General features: G+C 71.9%; 20 protein-coding genes and 1 pseudogene. 12 read left to right on the top strand and 9 right to left on the bottom strand.

Annotation, left to right across the window (positions count from 1 at the left end; genetic code table 11):
- A partial coding sequence (locus tag V7793_RS19500) for an alpha/beta fold hydrolase (RefSeq protein ID WP_336008250.1) occupies window positions 1-1,113 on the top strand: 1,113 nt, incomplete at its 5' end.
- Between the two features lie 39 nt (window positions 1,114-1,152).
- Entirely contained in the window at window positions 1,153-1,710 is a 558-nt protein-coding gene (tsaE, locus tag V7793_RS19495) for a tRNA (adenosine(37)-N6)-threonylcarbamoyltransferase complex ATPase subunit type 1 TsaE (protein WP_336008246.1), read from the top strand.
- Window positions 1,711-2,106: 396 nt separating this feature from the next.
- Here tsaE and V7793_RS19490 read toward each other — a convergent pair whose 3' ends face one another.
- Window positions 2,107-2,718: a hypothetical protein gene (locus tag V7793_RS19490; protein WP_336008244.1), complete on the bottom strand. Its 612-nt coding sequence runs from the start codon at window positions 2,716-2,718 to the stop codon at window positions 2,107-2,109.
- Window positions 2,719-2,884: 166 nt separating this feature from the next.
- On the opposite strand from V7793_RS19490, the gene tsaB reads away from it, so the two are divergent.
- Genes tsaB through tsaD form a run of 3 tightly spaced genes read left to right on the top strand, consistent with a single transcriptional unit; the run spans window position 2,885 to window position 5,206 of the window.
- Window positions 2,885-3,553 carry a tRNA (adenosine(37)-N6)-threonylcarbamoyltransferase complex dimerization subunit type 1 TsaB gene (gene tsaB, locus V7793_RS19485; protein ID WP_336008242.1) on the top strand — a complete coding sequence of 223 codons (669 nt, stop codon included), beginning with the start codon at window positions 2,885-2,887 and terminating at the stop codon, window positions 3,551-3,553.
- Between the two features lie 23 nt (window positions 3,554-3,576).
- Window positions 3,577-4,059: a ribosomal protein S18-alanine N-acetyltransferase gene (gene rimI, locus V7793_RS19480; RefSeq protein ID WP_336008254.1), complete on the top strand. Its 483-nt coding sequence runs from the start codon at window positions 3,577-3,579 to the stop codon at window positions 4,057-4,059.
- Window positions 4,043-5,206: a tRNA (adenosine(37)-N6)-threonylcarbamoyltransferase complex transferase subunit TsaD gene (gene tsaD / locus V7793_RS19475; protein WP_336008240.1), complete on the top strand. Its 1,164-nt coding sequence runs from the start codon at window positions 4,043-4,045 to the stop codon at window positions 5,204-5,206. Before rimI ends, tsaD begins: the two co-directional genes overlap by 17 nt.
- A 15-nt stretch (window positions 5,207-5,221) precedes the next feature.
- On the opposite strand, the gene V7793_RS19470 is transcribed toward tsaD, so the two are convergent.
- Entirely contained in the window at window positions 5,222-5,374 is a 153-nt protein-coding gene (locus V7793_RS19470; protein WP_336008238.1) for a hypothetical protein, read from the bottom strand.
- Window positions 5,371-5,589, bottom strand: coding sequence for a hypothetical protein (locus tag V7793_RS19465; protein ID WP_336008236.1), 219 nt, complete (start codon window positions 5,587-5,589; stop codon window positions 5,371-5,373). The genes V7793_RS19470 and V7793_RS19465 overlap by 4 nt, the downstream gene beginning before the upstream one ends.
- A 76-nt stretch (window positions 5,590-5,665) precedes the next feature.
- Here V7793_RS19465 and V7793_RS38255 point away from each other — a divergent pair.
- The 3 genes and pseudogenes from V7793_RS38255 to V7793_RS19455 form a co-directional block, all read left to right on the top strand.
- Window positions 5,666-5,794: pseudogene (locus V7793_RS38255) on the top strand (hypothetical protein); the annotation flags it as partial.
- 194 nt (window positions 5,795-5,988) lie between these two features.
- Window positions 5,989-6,594 (top strand): hypothetical protein, encoded by a 606-nt coding sequence (locus V7793_RS19460; protein WP_336008234.1) that lies wholly within the window; start codon window positions 5,989-5,991, stop codon window positions 6,592-6,594.
- A gap of 120 nt (window positions 6,595-6,714) precedes the next feature.
- The gene (locus tag V7793_RS19455) at window positions 6,715-7,296 is read left to right on the top strand and encodes a Uma2 family endonuclease (protein WP_336008232.1); all 582 of its coding nucleotides are present in this window, start codon (window positions 6,715-6,717) and stop codon (window positions 7,294-7,296) included.
- 15 nt (window positions 7,297-7,311) lie between these two features.
- On the opposite strand, the gene V7793_RS19450 is transcribed toward V7793_RS19455, so the two are convergent.
- The 3 genes from V7793_RS19450 to V7793_RS19440 form a co-directional block, all read right to left on the bottom strand.
- Window positions 7,312-7,725, bottom strand: a complete 414-nt coding sequence (locus V7793_RS19450) for a hypothetical protein (protein ID WP_336008230.1) — start codon at window positions 7,723-7,725, stop codon at window positions 7,312-7,314.
- 123 nt (window positions 7,726-7,848) lie between these two features.
- On the bottom strand, window positions 7,849-8,163 hold the full coding sequence (locus V7793_RS19445) for a hypothetical protein (RefSeq protein WP_336008228.1): 315 nt from the start codon (window positions 8,161-8,163) through the stop codon (window positions 7,849-7,851).
- Window positions 8,164-8,200: 37 nt separating this feature from the next.
- Window positions 8,201-9,328 carry a class I SAM-dependent methyltransferase gene (locus V7793_RS19440; RefSeq protein ID WP_336008252.1) on the bottom strand — a complete coding sequence of 376 codons (1,128 nt, stop codon included), beginning with the start codon at window positions 9,326-9,328 and terminating at the stop codon, window positions 8,201-8,203.
- A gap of 228 nt (window positions 9,329-9,556) precedes the next feature.
- Here V7793_RS19440 and V7793_RS19435 point away from each other — a divergent pair, with 228 nt between their 5' ends.
- From V7793_RS19435 to groL, 3 genes are all read left to right on the top strand, one after another.
- A complete protein-coding gene (locus V7793_RS19435) occupies window positions 9,557-10,456 on the top strand; it encodes a polysaccharide deacetylase family protein (protein ID WP_336008226.1) in 900 nt (299 codons plus the stop codon).
- A 406-nt stretch (window positions 10,457-10,862) separates the two neighbouring features.
- Window positions 10,863-11,171, top strand: coding sequence for a co-chaperone GroES (groES, locus tag V7793_RS19430; protein ID WP_336008224.1), 309 nt, complete (start codon window positions 10,863-10,865; stop codon window positions 11,169-11,171).
- A gap of 106 nt (window positions 11,172-11,277) precedes the next feature.
- The gene (gene groL, locus V7793_RS19425; protein ID WP_058046786.1) at window positions 11,278-12,900 is read left to right on the top strand and encodes a chaperonin GroEL; all 1,623 of its coding nucleotides are present in this window, start codon (window positions 11,278-11,280) and stop codon (window positions 12,898-12,900) included.
- A 142-nt stretch (window positions 12,901-13,042) separates the two neighbouring features.
- On the opposite strand, the gene V7793_RS19420 is transcribed toward groL, so the two are convergent.
- The 3 genes from V7793_RS19420 to V7793_RS19410 all read right to left on the bottom strand — a co-directional run bounded on the left by V7793_RS19420 (window position 13,043) and on the right by V7793_RS19410 (window position 15,449).
- A complete protein-coding gene (locus tag V7793_RS19420; RefSeq protein WP_336008223.1) occupies window positions 13,043-13,747 on the bottom strand; it encodes an ester cyclase in 705 nt (234 codons plus the stop codon).
- Window positions 13,748-13,832: 85 nt separating this feature from the next.
- On the bottom strand, window positions 13,833-14,606 hold the full coding sequence (locus V7793_RS19415) for an SDR family NAD(P)-dependent oxidoreductase (protein ID WP_336008221.1): 774 nt from the start codon (window positions 14,604-14,606) through the stop codon (window positions 13,833-13,835).
- A 168-nt stretch (window positions 14,607-14,774) separates the two neighbouring features.
- Window positions 14,775-15,449, bottom strand: coding sequence for an MOSC domain-containing protein (locus V7793_RS19410; protein WP_336008219.1), 675 nt, complete (start codon window positions 15,447-15,449; stop codon window positions 14,775-14,777).
- A gap of 79 nt (window positions 15,450-15,528) precedes the next feature.
- Between V7793_RS19410 and V7793_RS19405 the strand changes: the two genes are divergently transcribed.
- Window positions 15,529-16,414: LysR family transcriptional regulator (locus V7793_RS19405; RefSeq protein ID WP_336008216.1), on the top strand; the 886-nt coding region annotated here is incomplete at its 3' end.

Below are 16,414 nucleotides of genomic sequence, written 5' to 3'. Positions count from 1 at the left end.
GTCGGTGTGGCGGTCGAGCGGCTGACGGTCGGGCGCGGTATGCGCCGCGATGCCCGGCTGGCCCTGGACTCGGCGGGCCCGTACGGGACGCTGCGCGGGACGCCGGGCTCGGCGGTCGCGGAGGACGGCACGCAGCTCTACTACGAGGTCGACGAGCCGGAAGGGCCGCGCGAGGAAGCGGAGGGCTCCGCCTCCCGGCGGCTGTTCGGCGGTCGTCGTACGCCCGCCGCCCCGCCCCTGACGGTCGTCTTCAGCCATGGCTACTGCCTCAGCCAGGACTCCTGGCACTTCCAGCGCGCCGCCCTGCGGGCCGCCGGAATCCGCGCGGTCTTCTGGGACCAGCGCAGCCACGGCCGCTCCGAGCGCAGCCGTACGGGCGCCGTCTCCATCGACCTCTTCGGCCGCGACCTCAAGGCCGTCATCGACGCCGCGGCCCCCGAGGGGCCCCTGGTGCTCGTGGGGCACTCGATGGGCGGCATGACGACGATGGGGCTGGCCGCGCAGTACCCCGGCCTGATCGCCGGGCGCGTCGTCGGCGCGGCCTTCCTCGGCACGTCCTCGGGCGGGCTCGCCGAGAACACCTACGGGCTGCCGGCCGCCGGGATGGCCCTGGTCCGGCGGCTCGTCCTGCCGGGCGCCTTCAAGCTGATGGCCGCCCGCCCCGAGCTGATCGAGAAGGGCCGCCGGGCCACGTCCGACCTGTTCGCGGGCGTCCTGCGGTGGTACTCGTTCGGATCCAAGGACGTGGACCCGGCGGTCGTGCGGTTCGCGGAACGGCTGATCGAGGCCACGCCGGTCGACGTCGTCGCCGCGTTCTACCCGGTCTTCGCCGAGCACGAGAAGCGGGACGCGCTGCGCGCCTTCGACGGCCTGCCGGTGGTCGTCGCGGCGGGCGACAAGGACCTCCTCACGCCCGGCGAGCACAGCGAGGCCATCGCGGAGGCTCTGCCGGGCGCCCGGCTCCTCATCCTGGAGGACACCGGGCACCTGGTGATGCTGGAGCGGCACGAGGTGATCACCGCCCAGCTCGCCGAGCTGCTCGCCGCGGCGGCCGGCGGCGGAGCCCTGGGGCGCGGGGAGCGCGCAGCGGCGGGGGCGCGCGGCCGCGCCTGAAACGCGCCGGGACCGCCCGGCCCCGTACCATCGGCGGGTATGAGCGCCCAGCCTGACATCACCGCCGCCACCACCACGACCAGCACAGAGCTCACGGTCAAGACCGCCGACGCCATGCGGGAGGTGGGCCGCCGGCTGGCCGGCCTGCTGCGCCCCGGCGACCTGGTGCTGCTCACCGGCGAGCTCGGCGCGGGCAAGACGACGCTGACCCGCGGGCTCGGCGAGGGCCTCGGCGTGCGCGGCGCGGTCACCTCCCCGACGTTCGTCATCGCGCGCGTCCACCCCCACCTCGGCGGCGGCCCGGCGCTCGTCCACGTCGACGCCTACCGGCTGTCCGGCGGCCTGGACGAGATGGAGGACCTGGACCTCGACGTCTCCCTCCCCGAGTCCGTGATCGTCGTGGAGTGGGGCGACGGCAAGGTCGAGGAGCTCTCGGAGGACCGGCTGCACGTCGTCATCCACCGCGCCGTGGGCGCGAGCGCCGCGGACGCGGCGGACGTGGCCCACGCGTCGGAGGACACGGACGACGTGCGGAGCGTCCGGGTGACGGGCGTGGGGGCGCGCTGGGCGGGCGTGGACCTGTCGCCGCTCGGCTGAGGAACGGCCGGACGGGACGGCTGAGGGACGGCCGGGCACAGCTGAGGGACGGCTGAGGGACGGCCGGGCACAGCTGAGGAGCACGCGCCGCTGTACGTTCCGACAAGCCGTCGGCAAGATGTTGCGTCGGCGGCTACGGGCGTGGTCACATGGTAGGCAGAGACATGGTTAGGTCTACCTAACCTTGCCCAGATGCCCCCCAGGAGGCACCATGCCGGCCCCAGAGCAGCCGCAGTCCGGGACCCGCTCGGAAGAGCGCCCTCCGTCGACGTCGATGCGCGACCTGCTGGCTTCCTGCGCGGCGGCGGACGCGGTGTCGAAACCGCCGCGGGCGCCCGGGGCGCCAGGGGCGCCGGAGGCGCCCGGTGACGACGAGCACGACGCTGCGTAAGCCCCTTACGCGACCACGACCACCTTCGTGCCGTTCAGGGCGAAGTCCCACATGGCCCGCCCGTCCGCAGGACTCTCCCGCACCGCACCCGTCTTCTTCCCCGCCGCCGCCGGATCCGGCAGCGACCCGTCCACCGCCGCGCTGAAGCCGAAGACGACCCCCGCCGGATTGCGGTGGAACCGCACCACGTGCTCGATGGCCTTGCCGTCGGACCCCGTGCCCGTGGCGTCCCGCGAGGTCACCGCGTAGGGCCCCGGAACCGGGTTCACCGCGCTCGGCGCCACCTCGAAGCTGTGCGTCGCCTTGCCGTCCGCGCCGACCAGCCACACCCGCTTCTGCCCGAGCGCGTAGACGACCCGCTTGCCGGTGCCGGAGCCCGCGGGCACGTCCGGAAGGGCGGCCTGCGCGCCCGCGTCCTTGCCGGAACCGGTGCCGGAATCCGCCGGTGCGCCGTCCTTGCCCTTGTCCTCGCCCTTGCCGGAGGCGCCCGCGCCCGCAGCGTGCGAGGACTGCGGCTTGTCGGGAGCGGCCTCGGCCTGGACGGCGAGGAAACCGACCCCCGCGAGGGCCGCCGCGGTGAGCGCGGCCACGAAGACCCCCGAGCTGCTGCGTGCCACGGCTGCGCACCCTTCTCAGGACCGCCGGTCCTGGTCCTACGTACATATAGATACGGCGTTGCGGCTGACCGTAGCACCCGCCCGCGCCCCCGCCGCGCCGTCGGCCCGGCCCACGCGCGGCCCAGGTGCGCACCGTCCGCCCCGCGGTGAGCCGTAGTCTGTCAGTGTGCTGCTGCTCGCTCTTGATACCGCCACGCCCGCCGTCACCGTCGCCCTCCACGACGGCGACAAAGTCATCGCCGAATCGCGCCAGGTCGACGCGCGCCGGCACGGTGAGCTGCTGCTTCCCGCCGTCGACCGGGTGCTCGGCGAAGCGGGCAGCAAGCTCGGCGCCGTGACGGACATCGTGGTCGGCGTCGGCCCCGGCCCGTACACCGGCCTGCGGGTCGGCATCGTCACCGCCGCCACCTTCGGTGCCGCGCTCGGCGTGCCCGTCCGCGGCCTGTGCTCGCTCGACGGCCTCGCGTACGCGGCCGGGCAGGCGGGACTGGAGGGCGAGTTCGTCGTGGCGACGGACGCCCGCCGCAAGGAGGTCTACTGGGCGCGGTACGCCGACGCCCGTACCCGCGTCACCGAGCCCTCCGTGGACCGCCCCGGGGACCTCACCGAGAAGCTCGCCGGCCTGACCGTCGTCGGCGCGGGCGCCGTGCTCTACGCCGACTCCTTCACGGACGTGCGGGCCGACATGCCCGAGCACCAGTCCGCGGGCGCCCTGGCCTCCCTCGCCGCGGAGCGCCTGCGCACGGGCGGCGAGTTCCTGCCGGACCAGCCGCTCTACCTGCGCCGCCCCGACGCCCAGGTGCCCGCCAACTACAAGGTGGTCACCCCCAAGTGACCGTGAACGTGCGTGTCCGCGAGATGCGCTGGTGGGACATCGGGCCGGTGCTGGAGCTGGAGCGCGCGCTCTTCCCGGACGACGCCTGGTCCAAGGGCCTGTTCTGGTCCGAGCTGGCCCACGCGCGCGGCGCGGGCGCCACCCGCCGCTACGTCGTCGCCGAGAACGACGAGGGCCGCGTCGTCGGCTACGCGGGCCTCGCCGCGATCGACGGCACCGGCGACGTCCAGACCATCGCCGTCTCCCAGGACCACTGGAGCACGGGCCTCGGCTCCCGCCTCCTCGGCGAGCTCCTGACCGCCGCGACCGACTTCGAGTGCCGCGAGGTGCTCCTCGAAGTGCGCGTCGACAACATCCGGGCGCAGCGCCTGTACGAACGCTTCGGCTTCGAGGCGGTGGGCGTGCGCCGCGGCTACTACCAGCCCGGCAACATCGACGCCCTCGTGATGCGCCTCTCCGATCCCCTCTCCGCAGTGCAAGGAATGACCCATGGCTCGCAAGGCTGACGAACCCCTCGTCCTCGGCATCGAGACCTCGTGCGACGAGACCGGCGTCGGCATCGTCCGCGGGCACACGTTGCTCGCCGACGCCGTCGCCTCCAGCGTGGACGAGCACGCCCGCTTCGGCGGCGTCGTCCCGGAGGTGGCGAGCCGCGCCCACCTGGAGGCGATGGTCCCGACCATCCAGCGCGCCCTGAAGGAGGCCGGCGTCTCCGCGCAGGACCTCGACGGCATCGCGGTCACGGCGGGCCCGGGGCTCGCGGGCGCCCTGCTGGTCGGCGTGTCGGCGGCGAAGGCCTACGCGTACGCACTGGGCAAGCCCCTGTACGGGGTGAACCACCTCGCCTCCCACATCTGCGTCGACCAGCTGGAGCACGGCCCGCTGCCCGAGCCGACCATGGCGCTGCTGGTCAGCGGCGGCCACTCGTCCCTCCTCCTGGCCCCCGACATCACCTCGGACGTCCGCCCCCTCGGCTCGACGATCGACGACGCGGCCGGCGAGGCCTTCGACAAGGTCGCCCGCGTGCTGAACCTCGGCTTCCCCGGCGGCCCGGTCATCGACCGCTACGCCCGCGAGGGCAACCCCGACGCGATCCGCTTCCCGCGCGGCCTGACCGGCTCGCGCGACCCGATCTACGACTTCTCCTTCTCCGGCCTGAAGACGGCCGTGGCCCGCTGGATAGAGGCCAAGCGGGCGGCGGGCGAGGACGTGCCGGTCGCGGACGTCGCCGCGTCGTTCCAGGAGGCCGTCGTGGACGTCCTCACGCGCAAGGCCGTCCGCGCGTGCAAGGACGAGGGCGTCGACCACCTGATGATCGGCGGCGGCGTCGCGGCGAACACGCGCCTGCGGGCGATGGCGCAGCGCCGCTGCGAGGACGCGGGCATCACGCTGCGCGTGCCGCGGCCGAAGCTGTGCACGGACAACGGCGCGATGGTGGCGGCACTGGGCGCGGAGATGGTGGCCCGGGGGCGCGCGGCGTCGTCGTGGGACCTGTCGGCGGACTCGTCGCTGCCGGTCACGGAGACGCATGTGCCGGGGGAGGAACACGACCACGGGCACGGGCACGGCGGCGATCACGGTCACGGCCATGGGCACGCCCACGACCATGACCACGTCCACGAGATGAGCAAGAAGAACCTGTACGAGTCGTAAACGGCCGCCTCCGTCCTACGAGCCGTCCGAAGCCTCGGCGCCCACCGCGCCCCGGCCGAGCTCCGCGATCGCGGCGTGGGCCGCGTCGGGGGACTCGGCCGCGGCGACCGCCGCGCGGAGGTCGTCCGGGGTGTGCCCGGGCGGCTCCTCCGGCGCGGCGGTGCTCACACCAGCCTCCGCTGACGATTGACCTCGGTGACCCGTGCCCGGAGGTAGGCGCGGAGGGTGGTCGCCTGGAGGTCGGCGGCCGGGCAATCCCACCCGGCACCGCTGCAGGGCGGGTGCAGGTGCACCAAATCCCCTGCGTACTCGATGACTTGGCCGACGCGATCGGTCCGGGTGTCGATGACGTATGCCCCGAGCGGTGGAATTTCCTTGTTCACGCCACCAAGGGTTATGGCCCGTCATCAGCCTCGCGAGTATCCATCACGGTACGCACAGTGAGGTACCGTTCGGGACTCGAAGCGAATGCGGGCAGCCCAACTGGGCGTATCCGCAACGGCATGGGCGGCCTTCGTGAAGTGTGCGTGCGCTCCGGGCTTCGGGGGTCGGAACCCGAGCGCTCTTTCTGTGGAATGGGGTGGGTGACAACCCACCCACCCTCCCTCGCGCGAAGGCGCGCGAGCTTCAACTATCCCGCATACCACACGAGTTAACGTTACGCGACCGGGTTGCGACGAACCGTCACGGCCCTCTAGCGTTCGCAGCAACAAATCAGCCCCGGCTGGTGCGCCAACACCGAACCGGGGCTTGACCATCAAGATCGAAAGAGACTCGATCCCATGGCTGAGGCCAACTCTAGCGCCGCCGCGCTCCCCGTACACGTACACCCCCAGGCCAAGCCCGGCTACGGCAAGCGAACCGCTCCCGACCAGGCACGCCGCACCGCGAAAGACTTCGCGCACCTCCCGCCCCGCGAGGCGTCGATCGCCGCATTCATCGACCGCCTGCCCGAAGGCGCGGCCATGGATGCGAAAACCCTTGCGGCGCACCTCCCCCTCTACGGCCAGGCGGCCTGCCGCACGGCACTGCGCCGGTTGTCGACGGAAGGCCACCTCCGCCGGGTGACGGAACGGACCAAGGGTGACGGCGGCAGCACGCACTGGGTCACGCGGACGTACTTCTCGCGCACCGCGAGGGACGACGCCTGGTGGGCGGACTTCCAGGCGGGGAACGTACCGAGGCCGCGTCCGCAGCCTCATCCGCAACCGCAGCGGCAGTCGTTACCGGCAGGAAAGCCGCCCCGCTCGGAGGCGTACGAGGCGCTGGCGACGGCGGGGCGCATGGACCCGCGCCCCGGGCCGCCCCGAGGCCCTCCCGGGCGGCCTCTGCCGCCCCTGCCGCGGCGAGTTGCTCCCGGACACCCCATACGCCGTCCCGCCGGGTGAAGTCCACCGCCGGGCAGCCACCATCCGAGCGACGCTCCGCATCCCGGAAAGGACCCGCACATGACATTGCTGTACGCACCTCCCGATGTCCGGGCACCATGGAGGGGAGGAGGCGACACCATGACCCCCAGTTCCGCTGCTCGTCGGCCCCAAATGAGCGTCGAAGAGTTCGAACAGATCGCCCGCAAGGCGCCCGAGACGGTGCGCCTGGAGTTCATCAACGGAAAGCTTGGGGTCAAGCCGGTGCCGGACGGAGATCACGGAGCCATCGTCATGTGGCTCATCAAGCAATGCATGCAGCAGCGACCTGAACTGGGGCTCTACCCCGAGCAGGGTCTGAAGGTCGAGAGCTACCGCTTGGGTCGTGCCCGGCCGGATGGCTCCCTGGTGCCCGAGGACCACTTTGTCGGGCAAGGCGAGTGGGCCAGTCCCGAGGGTGTGCTGATGACGACCGAGGTGACTTCGCGAGACAGCGACACCGACCTCCGTGACCGGAAGGATAAGCGTGACGGCTACGCCGCAGCAGACATCCCGGTCTACCTCCTCATCGACCGCGACGCATGCATGGTCACCGTCTACAGCGATCCGCGGAACGGCAAGTACCTGAGCCGGGTTTCGCACCCGTACGGCGACACCGTCAAGCTCCCCGACCCCGTCGGCATCACCCTGGACACCGAGAAGCTGAAGGACTACACCCACTGACCCCGGGGGTTGCTCTCACCGCTCCCCGGAGCGGTCCTCCAACGCCGTCGGTCCACGAAAGCCGTTCCCGGACACCTGCCCCGCCGCCTGCGAAGGCACCCCGTACTCCTCGACGAGCGCTCGCAGTTCCGCCGCCGCGCTCTCCCGCTGTTCCGCGGCGAGCCCTTCCAGCAGCGTCTCGAAGCGGTCCTGCCAGACGGCCTCCTGGCGGTCGTGCATCCGCTCCGCCTGCCCCGACCGGGCCGCGGTCTCCAGCGCGCCGGCCGTGCGGTCGAGCCGTTCCCGTTCTCCGCGCTCGCGCGTCTCGTCGCCGCGCCCGAACCACCGGGCGACCCGCTCCCGGAGCCCGGTCCAGGCATCGGTCCCCGCCGCCTGCACGACCACCGTGCCACCCGCCGCGGCCGCCGCCGTCAGTGCTTCGCTCAGCATCCCGTTCGCCCCCGTCGCCAACGTGCCCCCGCCCGTGCCGGACGCGACGCACGCTAGCGCCGAACCGGCCGTCGCAGCGTCCGTTCGGCGGGAAATACGACCGGTTGCCTGCGTGGATCCGCGCTACTCGGAGTCGCGTGCGAGTTCGAGCGCCAGGGTCTGCAGGATCTCTTCCGTCGGCGCCTCGGGCGTCGTCCCGTCGTAGGCGTCCGCGACCGCCTCGAAGGCCAGCATCAATCCGCTGATCAGCGCGCTCATGGGTGCGGACAGCTGGTTGAGCACCGCGAGCCCGACCTCCCTCGCCTCCGCGCCGACCGGCACCATGAACTCGTCCGGGATCACCTCGCCGAGGAGGGACGAGACGTAGTCCGTCCCCACGCCGCCGCGCAGGGCCGTGAGCGCCGCGATGGCCTTGAGCTTGATCTCGTTCTCGGTCATGGGGTGAGCGTAGGAGGAATTGCCGGATGCGGACCGCTTACGCGCGGACCTCCCGCCCCAGCAGCATCACCGGCGCTCCCGCCGCCCGGGTCAGCACGATCACGCAGGAGTTCGGTCCGGCGAGCTTCAGCTTCTTGCGGAGGTCTTCCGGCTCCACCGCCGAGCCCCGCTTCTTGATGACGGCGACGCCGATGCCCCGCTCCCGCACCACGGCCTTGAGCTTCTTCAGGTTGAACGGGAGGACGTCCGTGATCTCGTAAGCCGACGCGTAGTCCGTCGCCCGCAGTTCGTCGCTCGTCACGTACGCGATCGTCTCGTCGATCAGCCCGCCGCCGTCCAGCGCGGCCGCCACGTCCGCCACCAGGTGCGCGCGGATCACGGCACCGTCCGGCTCGTACACGTACCGTCCCACCGGTCGTACGGCCGGGTCGGGCAGCCCGGCGCCCACCAGCGAGTGCCCGCCCGGCAGCAGGGTCGCCCGGCGCGCGCCCGGTGCCGTGCCGAACCACAGCACGGCCTCCTTCACATCGCCGCCGTCCGAGATCCACTCGGCCTCGGCGTCGTCCGGGATCGCCTCGTGGGGCACACCGGGAGCGATCTTGAGGGCCGCGCGCGGGGCCTTCCGGGCGGCGTCGATCGCCCACGACAGCGGCGGCGAGTACGCCTCCGGGTCGAAGATGCGGCCGCGGCCGCCCCGCCGCGCCGGGTCGACGAACACCGCGTCGTAGCCCGAGGTGTCCACATCGGCGACGTCGGCGCAGCGCACCTCGATGAGCTCGGAGAGGCCCAGCGCTTCGGCGTTCGCGCGGGCGACCTCGCAGGTCAGCGGGTCGCGGTCGACGGCGAGGACGCGGATGCCCAGCCGTGCCAGCGCGATCGCGTCGCCGCCGATGCCGCAGCACAGGTCCGCCACGGAGCGGACGCCGAGCGCGGCGAACCGGCCGGCCCGGTATTCGGCCACGGACCGCCGCGTCGACTGCTCCACGCCGTTCGGCGTGAAGAACATCCGGTACGCGTCCTCCGGCCCGAACTTCGCCACCGCCCGCTGCCGCAGCCGGGCCATGCCGAGCGCTGCCGAGACGAGCTCCGCGGGGTGGTCGCGGCGCAGCCGGGTCGCCGTGGCCAGTTCCCGGGCGGGGTCGTGGTCGCGCAGCCCGGCGAGCAGGCTGCGGCCCTCGTCCGTGAGGAGGGCGGTGAAGGCGGCGACGGCGGCCGCCGACGCGTCCGGTTCATCCCGGGCGTTCGGCTTGTTCGGCTTGTTCGGTTCGTTCTGTGCTGGCACCCGGCCATTCTTGCCCAGCCATTCTTGCCCAGGCCCCCTCCCCGGCCCTCCGACAGGCCCGCCCTTCCGCCCGGTCCGCCTGGCTCGAACACATGCACAACAATCGGAGGTGTGAGCTCCCCTATCTCCGGCCCTATCTCCGGCCCGATATCCGCCCGCGCGTCCGCCCGTGCCGCCGCCGCGGGCACGCTCCTGCTGGCCCTGCTCCTCAGCGGCTGCTCCGGTTCCTCCGGCGGCGGCAAGGGAACGGCGTCCGCGTCCCCCTCTCCGCGTATGGACGCGGCGTCTTCGCCCTCGGCCTCCGCCGTCCCGGACGCCGCCGCCTACCGCCGCTGGGGCCTGGACAAGCCCCTCGCCGCGCCGCCCGCCCCGCCGGCCGCCAAGCTGACGGACGGGATGAAGGCCGGCGACGCGCCCAAGGTGATCCGGCGCGTGCCCACCAGCGACAAGGTCGTCTTCCTGACCTTCGACGACGGGGCGGAGAAGGACCCGGAATTCGTGAAGATGGCCAAGGACCTGAAGCTGCCCTTCACGATGTTCCTCACCGACGACATCGCCCGCGCGGGCAGCGGTTACGGCTACTTCGAGCAGCTGCGGGGCGAGGGGAACCGCAACGGCATCCACAACCACACCCTCTCCCACCCCAACCTCCGCACCCTCTCCGCCGACGCGCAGCGCCGCGAGGTCTGCGGCCAGCAGGGCGCCCTGGAGAAGCGGTACGGCAGCAAGCCGCCGCTGTTCCGGCCGCCCTACGGCAACTACAACGACGCCACCCTCGCCGCGGCCGGCAGCTGCGGGGTGAAGGCGCTGCTGCTGTGGGAGGCGACGATGCAGATCAACGACATGCGCTACGCGGACGGCGGCAAGCTGCGCTCCGGCGACATCGTCCTCGCCCACTTCCGCGGCCCCTCGGAGCTCAAGGGCACGACCATGACGCAGATGGTCACCAACATGCTGCGCAGCATCGAGCGGCAGGGGTTCACGGTGGCGCGCCTGGAGGATTACGTCTAGGCCGGCCGGGCGCCGGGCATCCGGCATCCGGCTGTGCGCACGGTAGCGCCGTGCGCGCCCCACGCGTCCTACGCGCTGCACGCGTCGTACGCGCCGCATGGGAATCCGGAGGATTACGACCCGTGGCCCGCGGGCAGATCCACCTCCGCGCCGGAACGCAGGAGCGCGCCGCCCCGACCGGCCGGGTGCCTTACCCCCAGGGGTGAACTGCAAGCTCGCCGCACGGCGAATTGGCACTCCGCTTGACCGAGTGCTAACCGCGTCATAGTCTCGGCTCCGTTGGCACTCTCCACCCGGGAGTGCCAAACGCAGCGACGGGCAGAATCCGGCACCCGCGACGACGGATCCTCCTGGTCGCCACCTCAGACAGATAACCCCGTGAATCTCCGAAGGGGGAGGTCGGATCGTGACGACCGCCAGCTCCAAGGTTGCCATCAAGCCGCTCGAGGACCGCATCGTGGTCCAGCCGCTCGACGCCGAGCAGACCACGGCCTCTGGCCTGGTTATTCCGGACACCGCCAAGGAGAAGCCCCAGGAGGGCGTCGTCCTGGCCGTGGGCCCGGGCCGCTTCGAGGACGGCAACCGCCTTCCGCTCGACGTCCAGGTCGGCGACGTCGTGCTGTACAGCAAGTACGGCGGCACCGAGGTGAAGTACAACGGCGAGGAGTACCTCGTTCTCTCGGCTCGCGACGTGCTCGCGATCATCGAGAAGTAATTCACCCCGTTTGATGTGATCTGCGCCCCTGGTCCCCGTTTCCGCGACTACCGTCCGGACAACCGGGCGCCGGGGCGCAGTTCGTTTGAGAGGACTTGAAGCAACCATGGCGAAGATCCTGAAGTTCGACGAGGACGCCCGTCGCGCCCTCGAGCGCGGTGTCAACAAGCTGGCGGACACGGTCAAGGTGACGATCGGCCCCAAGGGCCGCAACGTCGTCATCGACAAGAAGTTCGGTGCCCCGACCATCACCAACGACGGCGTCACCATCGCCCGTGAGGTCGAGATCGAGGACCCGTACGAGAACCTCGGCGCCCAGCTCGTCAAGGAGGTGGCGACCAAGACCAACGACATCGCGGGTGACGGCACCACCACCGCGACCGTCCTGGCCCAGGCGCTGGTCCGCGAGGGTCTGCGCAACGTCGCCGCCGGCGCCTCCCCGGCCGCCCTGAAGAAGGGCATCGACGCCGCGGTCAAGGCCGTCTCCGACGAGCTGCTCGCGACCGCCCGTCCGATCGAGGACAAGGCCGACATCGCGGCCGTCGCCGCCCTGTCCGCCCAGGACAAGCAGGTCGGCGAGCTCATCGCCGAGGCGATGGACAAGGTCGGCAAGGACGGTGTCATCACCGTCGAGGAGTCGAACACCTTCGGTCTGGAGCTGGACTTCACCGAGGGCATGGCCTTCGACAAGGGTTACCTGTCGCCCTACATGGTCACCGACCAGGAGCGCATGGAGGCCGTCCTCGAGGACCCGTACATCCTCATCCACCAGGGCAAGATCTCCTCGATCCAGGACCTGCTGCCCCTGCTGGAGAAGATCATCCAGGGTGGCTCCTCCAAGCCGCTGCTGATCATCGCCGAGGACGTCGAGGGCGAGGCCCTCTCCACCCTCGTCGTCAACAAGATCCGTGGCACCTTCAACGCCGTGGCCGTCAAGGCCCCGGGCTTCGGTGACCGCCGCAAGGCGATGCTGGGCGACATGGCCACCCTGACCGGCGGCACCGTCGTCGCCGAGGAGGTCGGCCTCAAGCTCGACCAGGTCGGCCTGGACGTGCTGGGCTCCGCCCGCCGCGTGACCATCACCAAGGACGACACCACCATCGTCGACGGTGGCGGCAACTCCGAGGACGTCCAGGGCCGCGTCGCCCAGATCAAGGCCGAGATCGAGGCCACGGACTCCGACTGGGACCGCGAGAAGCTCCAGGAGCGCCTCGCCAAGCTCGCCGGTGGCGTCTGCGTCATCCGCGTGGGTGCGGCCACCGAGGTCGAGCTCAAGGAGAAGAAGCACCGTCTGGAGGACGCCATCTCCGCGACCCGCGCCGCGGTCGAGGAGGGCATCGTCTCCGGTGGTGGCTCCGCGCTCGTCCACGCCGTCAAGGTGCTCGAGGGCAACCTGGGCAAGGAGGGCGACGAGGCCACCGGTGTCGCCGTCGTCCGCCGCGCCGCCGTCGAGCCGCTGCGCTGGATCGCCGAGAACGCCGGCCTCGAGGGCTACGTCATCACCTCCAAGGTGGCGGAGCTCGACAAGGGCCAGGGCTTCAACGCCGCGACCGGCGAGTACGGCGACCTGGTGAAGGCCGGCGTCATCGACCCGGTCAAGGTCACCCGCTCCGCCCTGGAGAACGCTGCGTCCATCGCGTCGCTGCTGCTCACGACCGAGACCCTGGTCGTCGAGAAGCCGGCCGACGAGGAGCCCGAGGCCGGCCACGGCCACGGTCACTCGCACTGACGCCAGGGCACTGCCCCTGAGGCACTGCCCCTGAGGCGCTGACCTCACGCCGCACAGCGGCCGCAGTCCGGAGCCCGGCACCCCTGGTGGGTGCCGGGCTCCGGCCGTTCACGGGTTCACGGGTTCACGGGTTCACGGGTGTTCACACCGGCCCCGACTCCAGCTGCCGTATCAGCCGCGGCAGGTCGAAGTGCCACCAGCCCTCGGCGATCTTCCCGCCCTCGAAGCGGAAGGTGGTGGTCCCCGTCATGACCACTTCCTGCCCGGTGGGCTGGTGGCCCATGAAGTCGCCCTGGTGCGTGCCCCGCCAGGTCCAGCGCGTGGCGACCTCGTCGCCGTCGGCGAGCTGGGAGTGGAGGGTGAAGGAGAAGTCGAACGCCTCTCGCCAGCCCTCGACGTCGGAGCGGATGACGTCCCGGCCGACCGTTTCGAGCTCGTCCTTGCCCATGTCGTGGTCGCGGTGGTCTTCGGTGAAGAGCTCGTCGATCAGGGCAAGATTGCCGTCGCGCGCCACCTCGTCGAAGAAACGGCGGGCCGTGGCCTTGTTCAGGCTCAGCTGTTCGTCGCGGACCACGTCGAGGTCGGTGAAGCTCGGCGCCCCGTCGCAGAGCGCGACCATCTCGGCGAAGATCCGGTCCGTCTCGGGGAGCTCGGAGTTGCGCATCGCGTCCTCGTAGGAGGGGAACTCCACGATCTCCACGTAGTGGTCGTCCCGCGCGCGGTCCTTGCCGACGAGTGAGTGCGTCGCCGTCCGCTTGCCCTCGGTGCGGGCGACCCACTCGTCCATGAGCCGGTTCACGTCGTCGTACCGGCGCGTCCTGTAGTCGATGATCTGTGCGAATGTCATGACGCCTCCCGGGTGATATATCCAGGTTAGTCCTGAATGGATCACCCGGGAGGGCGAGATGCCGCGCTCTACCGGCGCGTACGCGCTACTTCGGCCCGTACTTGCGGCCCGTCGTCGACGACGCCCGCGACACCACCCTGCGCGGCGCCAGCTTCATCAGGCCGGTCATGGCCTTGTACCGCGGGTCGGGAACCGACAGCGACTTGCCCTGCGACAGGTCCCGCAGGGCGGCCGACACCACCTTGTCGGCGTCCAGCCAGAGCCAGCCGGGGACGTTGTCCGTGCCCATTCCGGCGCGCTGGTGGAACTCGGTCCGTACGAAACCGGGGCACAGCGCCATCATCCGCACCCCGCTCCCGGCCAGGTCGCGCGCGGCGCCCTGGGTGAACTGCACGACCCAGGACTTGCTCGCGCCGTACGTGCCGCGCGGGACGAACGCGGCCACCGACGCCACATTGATCACCGCACCGCGCTTGCGCTCCCGCATCCCCTCGGCCGCCGCGGACGTCAGCCGCAGCACCGCCTCGCAGTGCACCTTGAGCATCTTGAGCTCGTCGTCGAGGGACACCTCCAGATAGCCGCCCTTGTTGCCGAATCCGGCATTGTTGACCAGCAGGTGCACCGGGCGCTCGCGGTCGCGCAGGCGCGCCTCGACGGCCTCGATGCCCTCCTCCTCGGCGAGGTCCGCGCGCAGGACCTCCACCTCCACGCCGTGCCGGTCGTGGAGCTCGGTCGCATGGCGGTCGAGCCGCTCCTCGTCACGGGCCACGAGCACGAGGTCGTGTCCGTCGCCCGCCAGGCGGCGCGCGAACGCGGCGCCGATGCCGGCCGTCGCCCCAGTGATCAATACAGTCGTCATACCGGCACGGTAGAGCCCGGCGGCGGCGCTCGCCGATGCGGTCCGGCGTTTTGACGGCGGGTCGGGCGCTGATTGACGGTCACGGGGCGGCGGCCAGGGCGCTCCGGACGCCCGGTCAGGGGCGCGGAACCGCCCGAGCGGCCCGCCGCCGGAGCCGCTGCGGAGACCTCAGAGGCTCGCCCGGTACGCCAGCGCCTTCTCGCGCGTACCGGCCGTAAGGGCGTCCCCGGCTGCCAGAACGTCGGGGAGGAGGGACCGCTCGACGGTGCCGGCGCGGAAGAGGAAGGAGACCGTGACGTGGTGGCCGGGGCGGTGGACGACGGTGACGGGGTCGCCCGCGCGGATCTCGCCCGGCTCTATCACCCGAAGGTAGGCGCCGGGGGCTGCCTCCTGGGTGAACCGCTTGATCCAGCCCGCCTCGCCGAGCCACGTGGCGAACGTGCGGCAGGGGATACGGGGAGCGCTGACCTCGAGCACCAGATCGGCACCGATGCGCCAGCGCTCGCCTATCAGCGCGCCGTTGACGTCGAGACCGCTGGTGGTGAGGTTCTCCCCGAAGGAGCCGTTGGGCAGGGGGCGGCCGAGCTCCCGCTCCCAGCGGTCGAGATCCTCGCGCGCGAACGCGTACACCGCCTGGTCGTCCCCGCCGTGGTGGCGCAGGCTGACGATCTCGTCGCCCGCGAGGCCGCTGCCGCCCACGCCCTTGGGGCCCGGCGCGGCCACGGCGACCGGCCCCTCGACGGGGCGCTTGTCGATTCCGGTGGCCATGCCGGCCTCGAAGCCGGGCGCGCCCGGGAGATCCGCCGTACCGGCGCGGCCCACATTCACGGAGAGGAGGTGCATGCACCGAGATTACTCGCTGCAACTCAAAGTGACCAGGGGGTAAGTCGCGACTTCCCCAAGGTTGCCTTATGCTCGCAGCATGATCGAGGCTCGTCATCTGAGGGTGCTGCGCGCGGTGGCCCTGACCGGTTCCTTCTCCGCCGCGGCGCGCGAGCTGGGCTGCACCCAGCCCGCCGTCAGCCAGCAGATGAAGGCGCTGGAGCAGTCCACGGGCACACCCCTGCTGGTGCGCACGGGCCGCGAGATGCGCCTCACGCAGGCCGGCACGGCCCTCGTCCGGCACGCCTCCGGGATCCTGGCCGGGCTGACCGCGGCTGAGGAGGAGATCGCGGCCATCGCCGGGCTGCGCGCGGGCCGGGTGCGGCTCGTGTCCTTCCCCAGCGGCAGCTCGACGCTCGTGCCCGGCGCGCTCGCGCAGATGCGGGCGGCGCACCCGGGCACCGAGATCTCCCTGGTGGAGGCCGAGCCCCCGCGCTCGGTGGAGATGCTGCGCGACGGCGAGTGCGAGATCGCGCTGGCCTTCCGCTACCCGGACGTCCGGGGGTCGGATCCGGCCGCCGGCGCGGAGTGGGAGGACCTCGTCGTCCGCCCGCTGCTGACCGACCGGCTCATCGGCGTGGTCCCGGAGGGGCACCGGCTGGCGGGGGCGGAGCGCATCGGCATCACCGACCTGGCCGAGGAGCCGTGGATCGCGGGCTGCCCGCGCTGCCGGCGGCATCTGGTGGAGATCTGCGAGAACGCCGGGTTCACCCCCCGCATCGACTTCGCGACCGACGACTACCCGGCGGTGTTCGGCCTGGTCGGCGCGGGGCTGGGCGTCGCGGTGATGCCGGAGCTGGCGCTGGAGTCCGTCCGTCCCAAGGGCGCGCGGGTGGTTCCGGTGGAGCCCGCGGTGCACCGCGAGATCGTCGCCCTGACCCTGCCGGACCTGGCGCGGGTGCCGGCGGTGGACGCGATGCTGGACA

Origin of the sequence: Streptomyces sp. KLMMK, assembly GCF_036961605.1 — a bacterium.
GTDB lineage: Bacteria > Actinomycetota > Actinomycetes > Streptomycetales > Streptomycetaceae > Streptomyces > Streptomyces telluris.
This window is presented reverse-complemented; position numbering and strand designations above follow the sequence as displayed.

What these genes read in the sequence shown, in the direction of transcription:
- tsaE (WP_336008246.1), top strand. Translation starts at nt 1,153, where the DNA reads ATGAGCGCCCAGCCTGACATCACCGCCGCCACCACCACGACCAGCACA.
- rimI (WP_336008254.1), top strand. Translation starts at nt 3,577, where the DNA reads ATGCGCTGGTGGGACATCGGGCCGGTGCTGGAGCTGGAGCGCGCGCTC.
- tsaD (WP_336008240.1), top strand. Translation starts at nt 4,043, where the DNA reads ATGGCTCGCAAGGCTGACGAACCCCTCGTCCTCGGCATCGAGACCTCG.
- V7793_RS19460 (WP_336008234.1), top strand. Translation starts at nt 5,989, where the DNA reads ATGGCTGAGGCCAACTCTAGCGCCGCCGCGCTCCCCGTACACGTACAC.
- V7793_RS19455 (WP_336008232.1), top strand. Translation starts at nt 6,715, where the DNA reads ATGACCCCCAGTTCCGCTGCTCGTCGGCCCCAAATGAGCGTCGAAGAG.
- V7793_RS19450 (WP_336008230.1), bottom strand. Translation starts at nt 7,725, where the DNA reads ATGCTGAGCGAAGCACTGACGGCGGCGGCCGCGGCGGGTGGCACGGTG.
- V7793_RS19445 (WP_336008228.1), bottom strand. Translation starts at nt 8,163, where the DNA reads ATGACCGAGAACGAGATCAAGCTCAAGGCCATCGCGGCGCTCACGGCC.
- groL (WP_058046786.1), top strand. Translation starts at nt 11,278, where the DNA reads ATGGCGAAGATCCTGAAGTTCGACGAGGACGCCCGTCGCGCCCTCGAG.
- V7793_RS19420 (WP_336008223.1), bottom strand. Translation starts at nt 13,747, where the DNA reads ATGACATTCGCACAGATCATCGACTACAGGACGCGCCGGTACGACGAC.
- V7793_RS19415 (WP_336008221.1), bottom strand. Translation starts at nt 14,606, where the DNA reads ATGACGACTGTATTGATCACTGGGGCGACGGCCGGCATCGGCGCCGCG.
- V7793_RS19410 (WP_336008219.1), bottom strand. Translation starts at nt 15,449, where the DNA reads ATGCACCTCCTCTCCGTGAATGTGGGCCGCGCCGGTACGGCGGATCTC.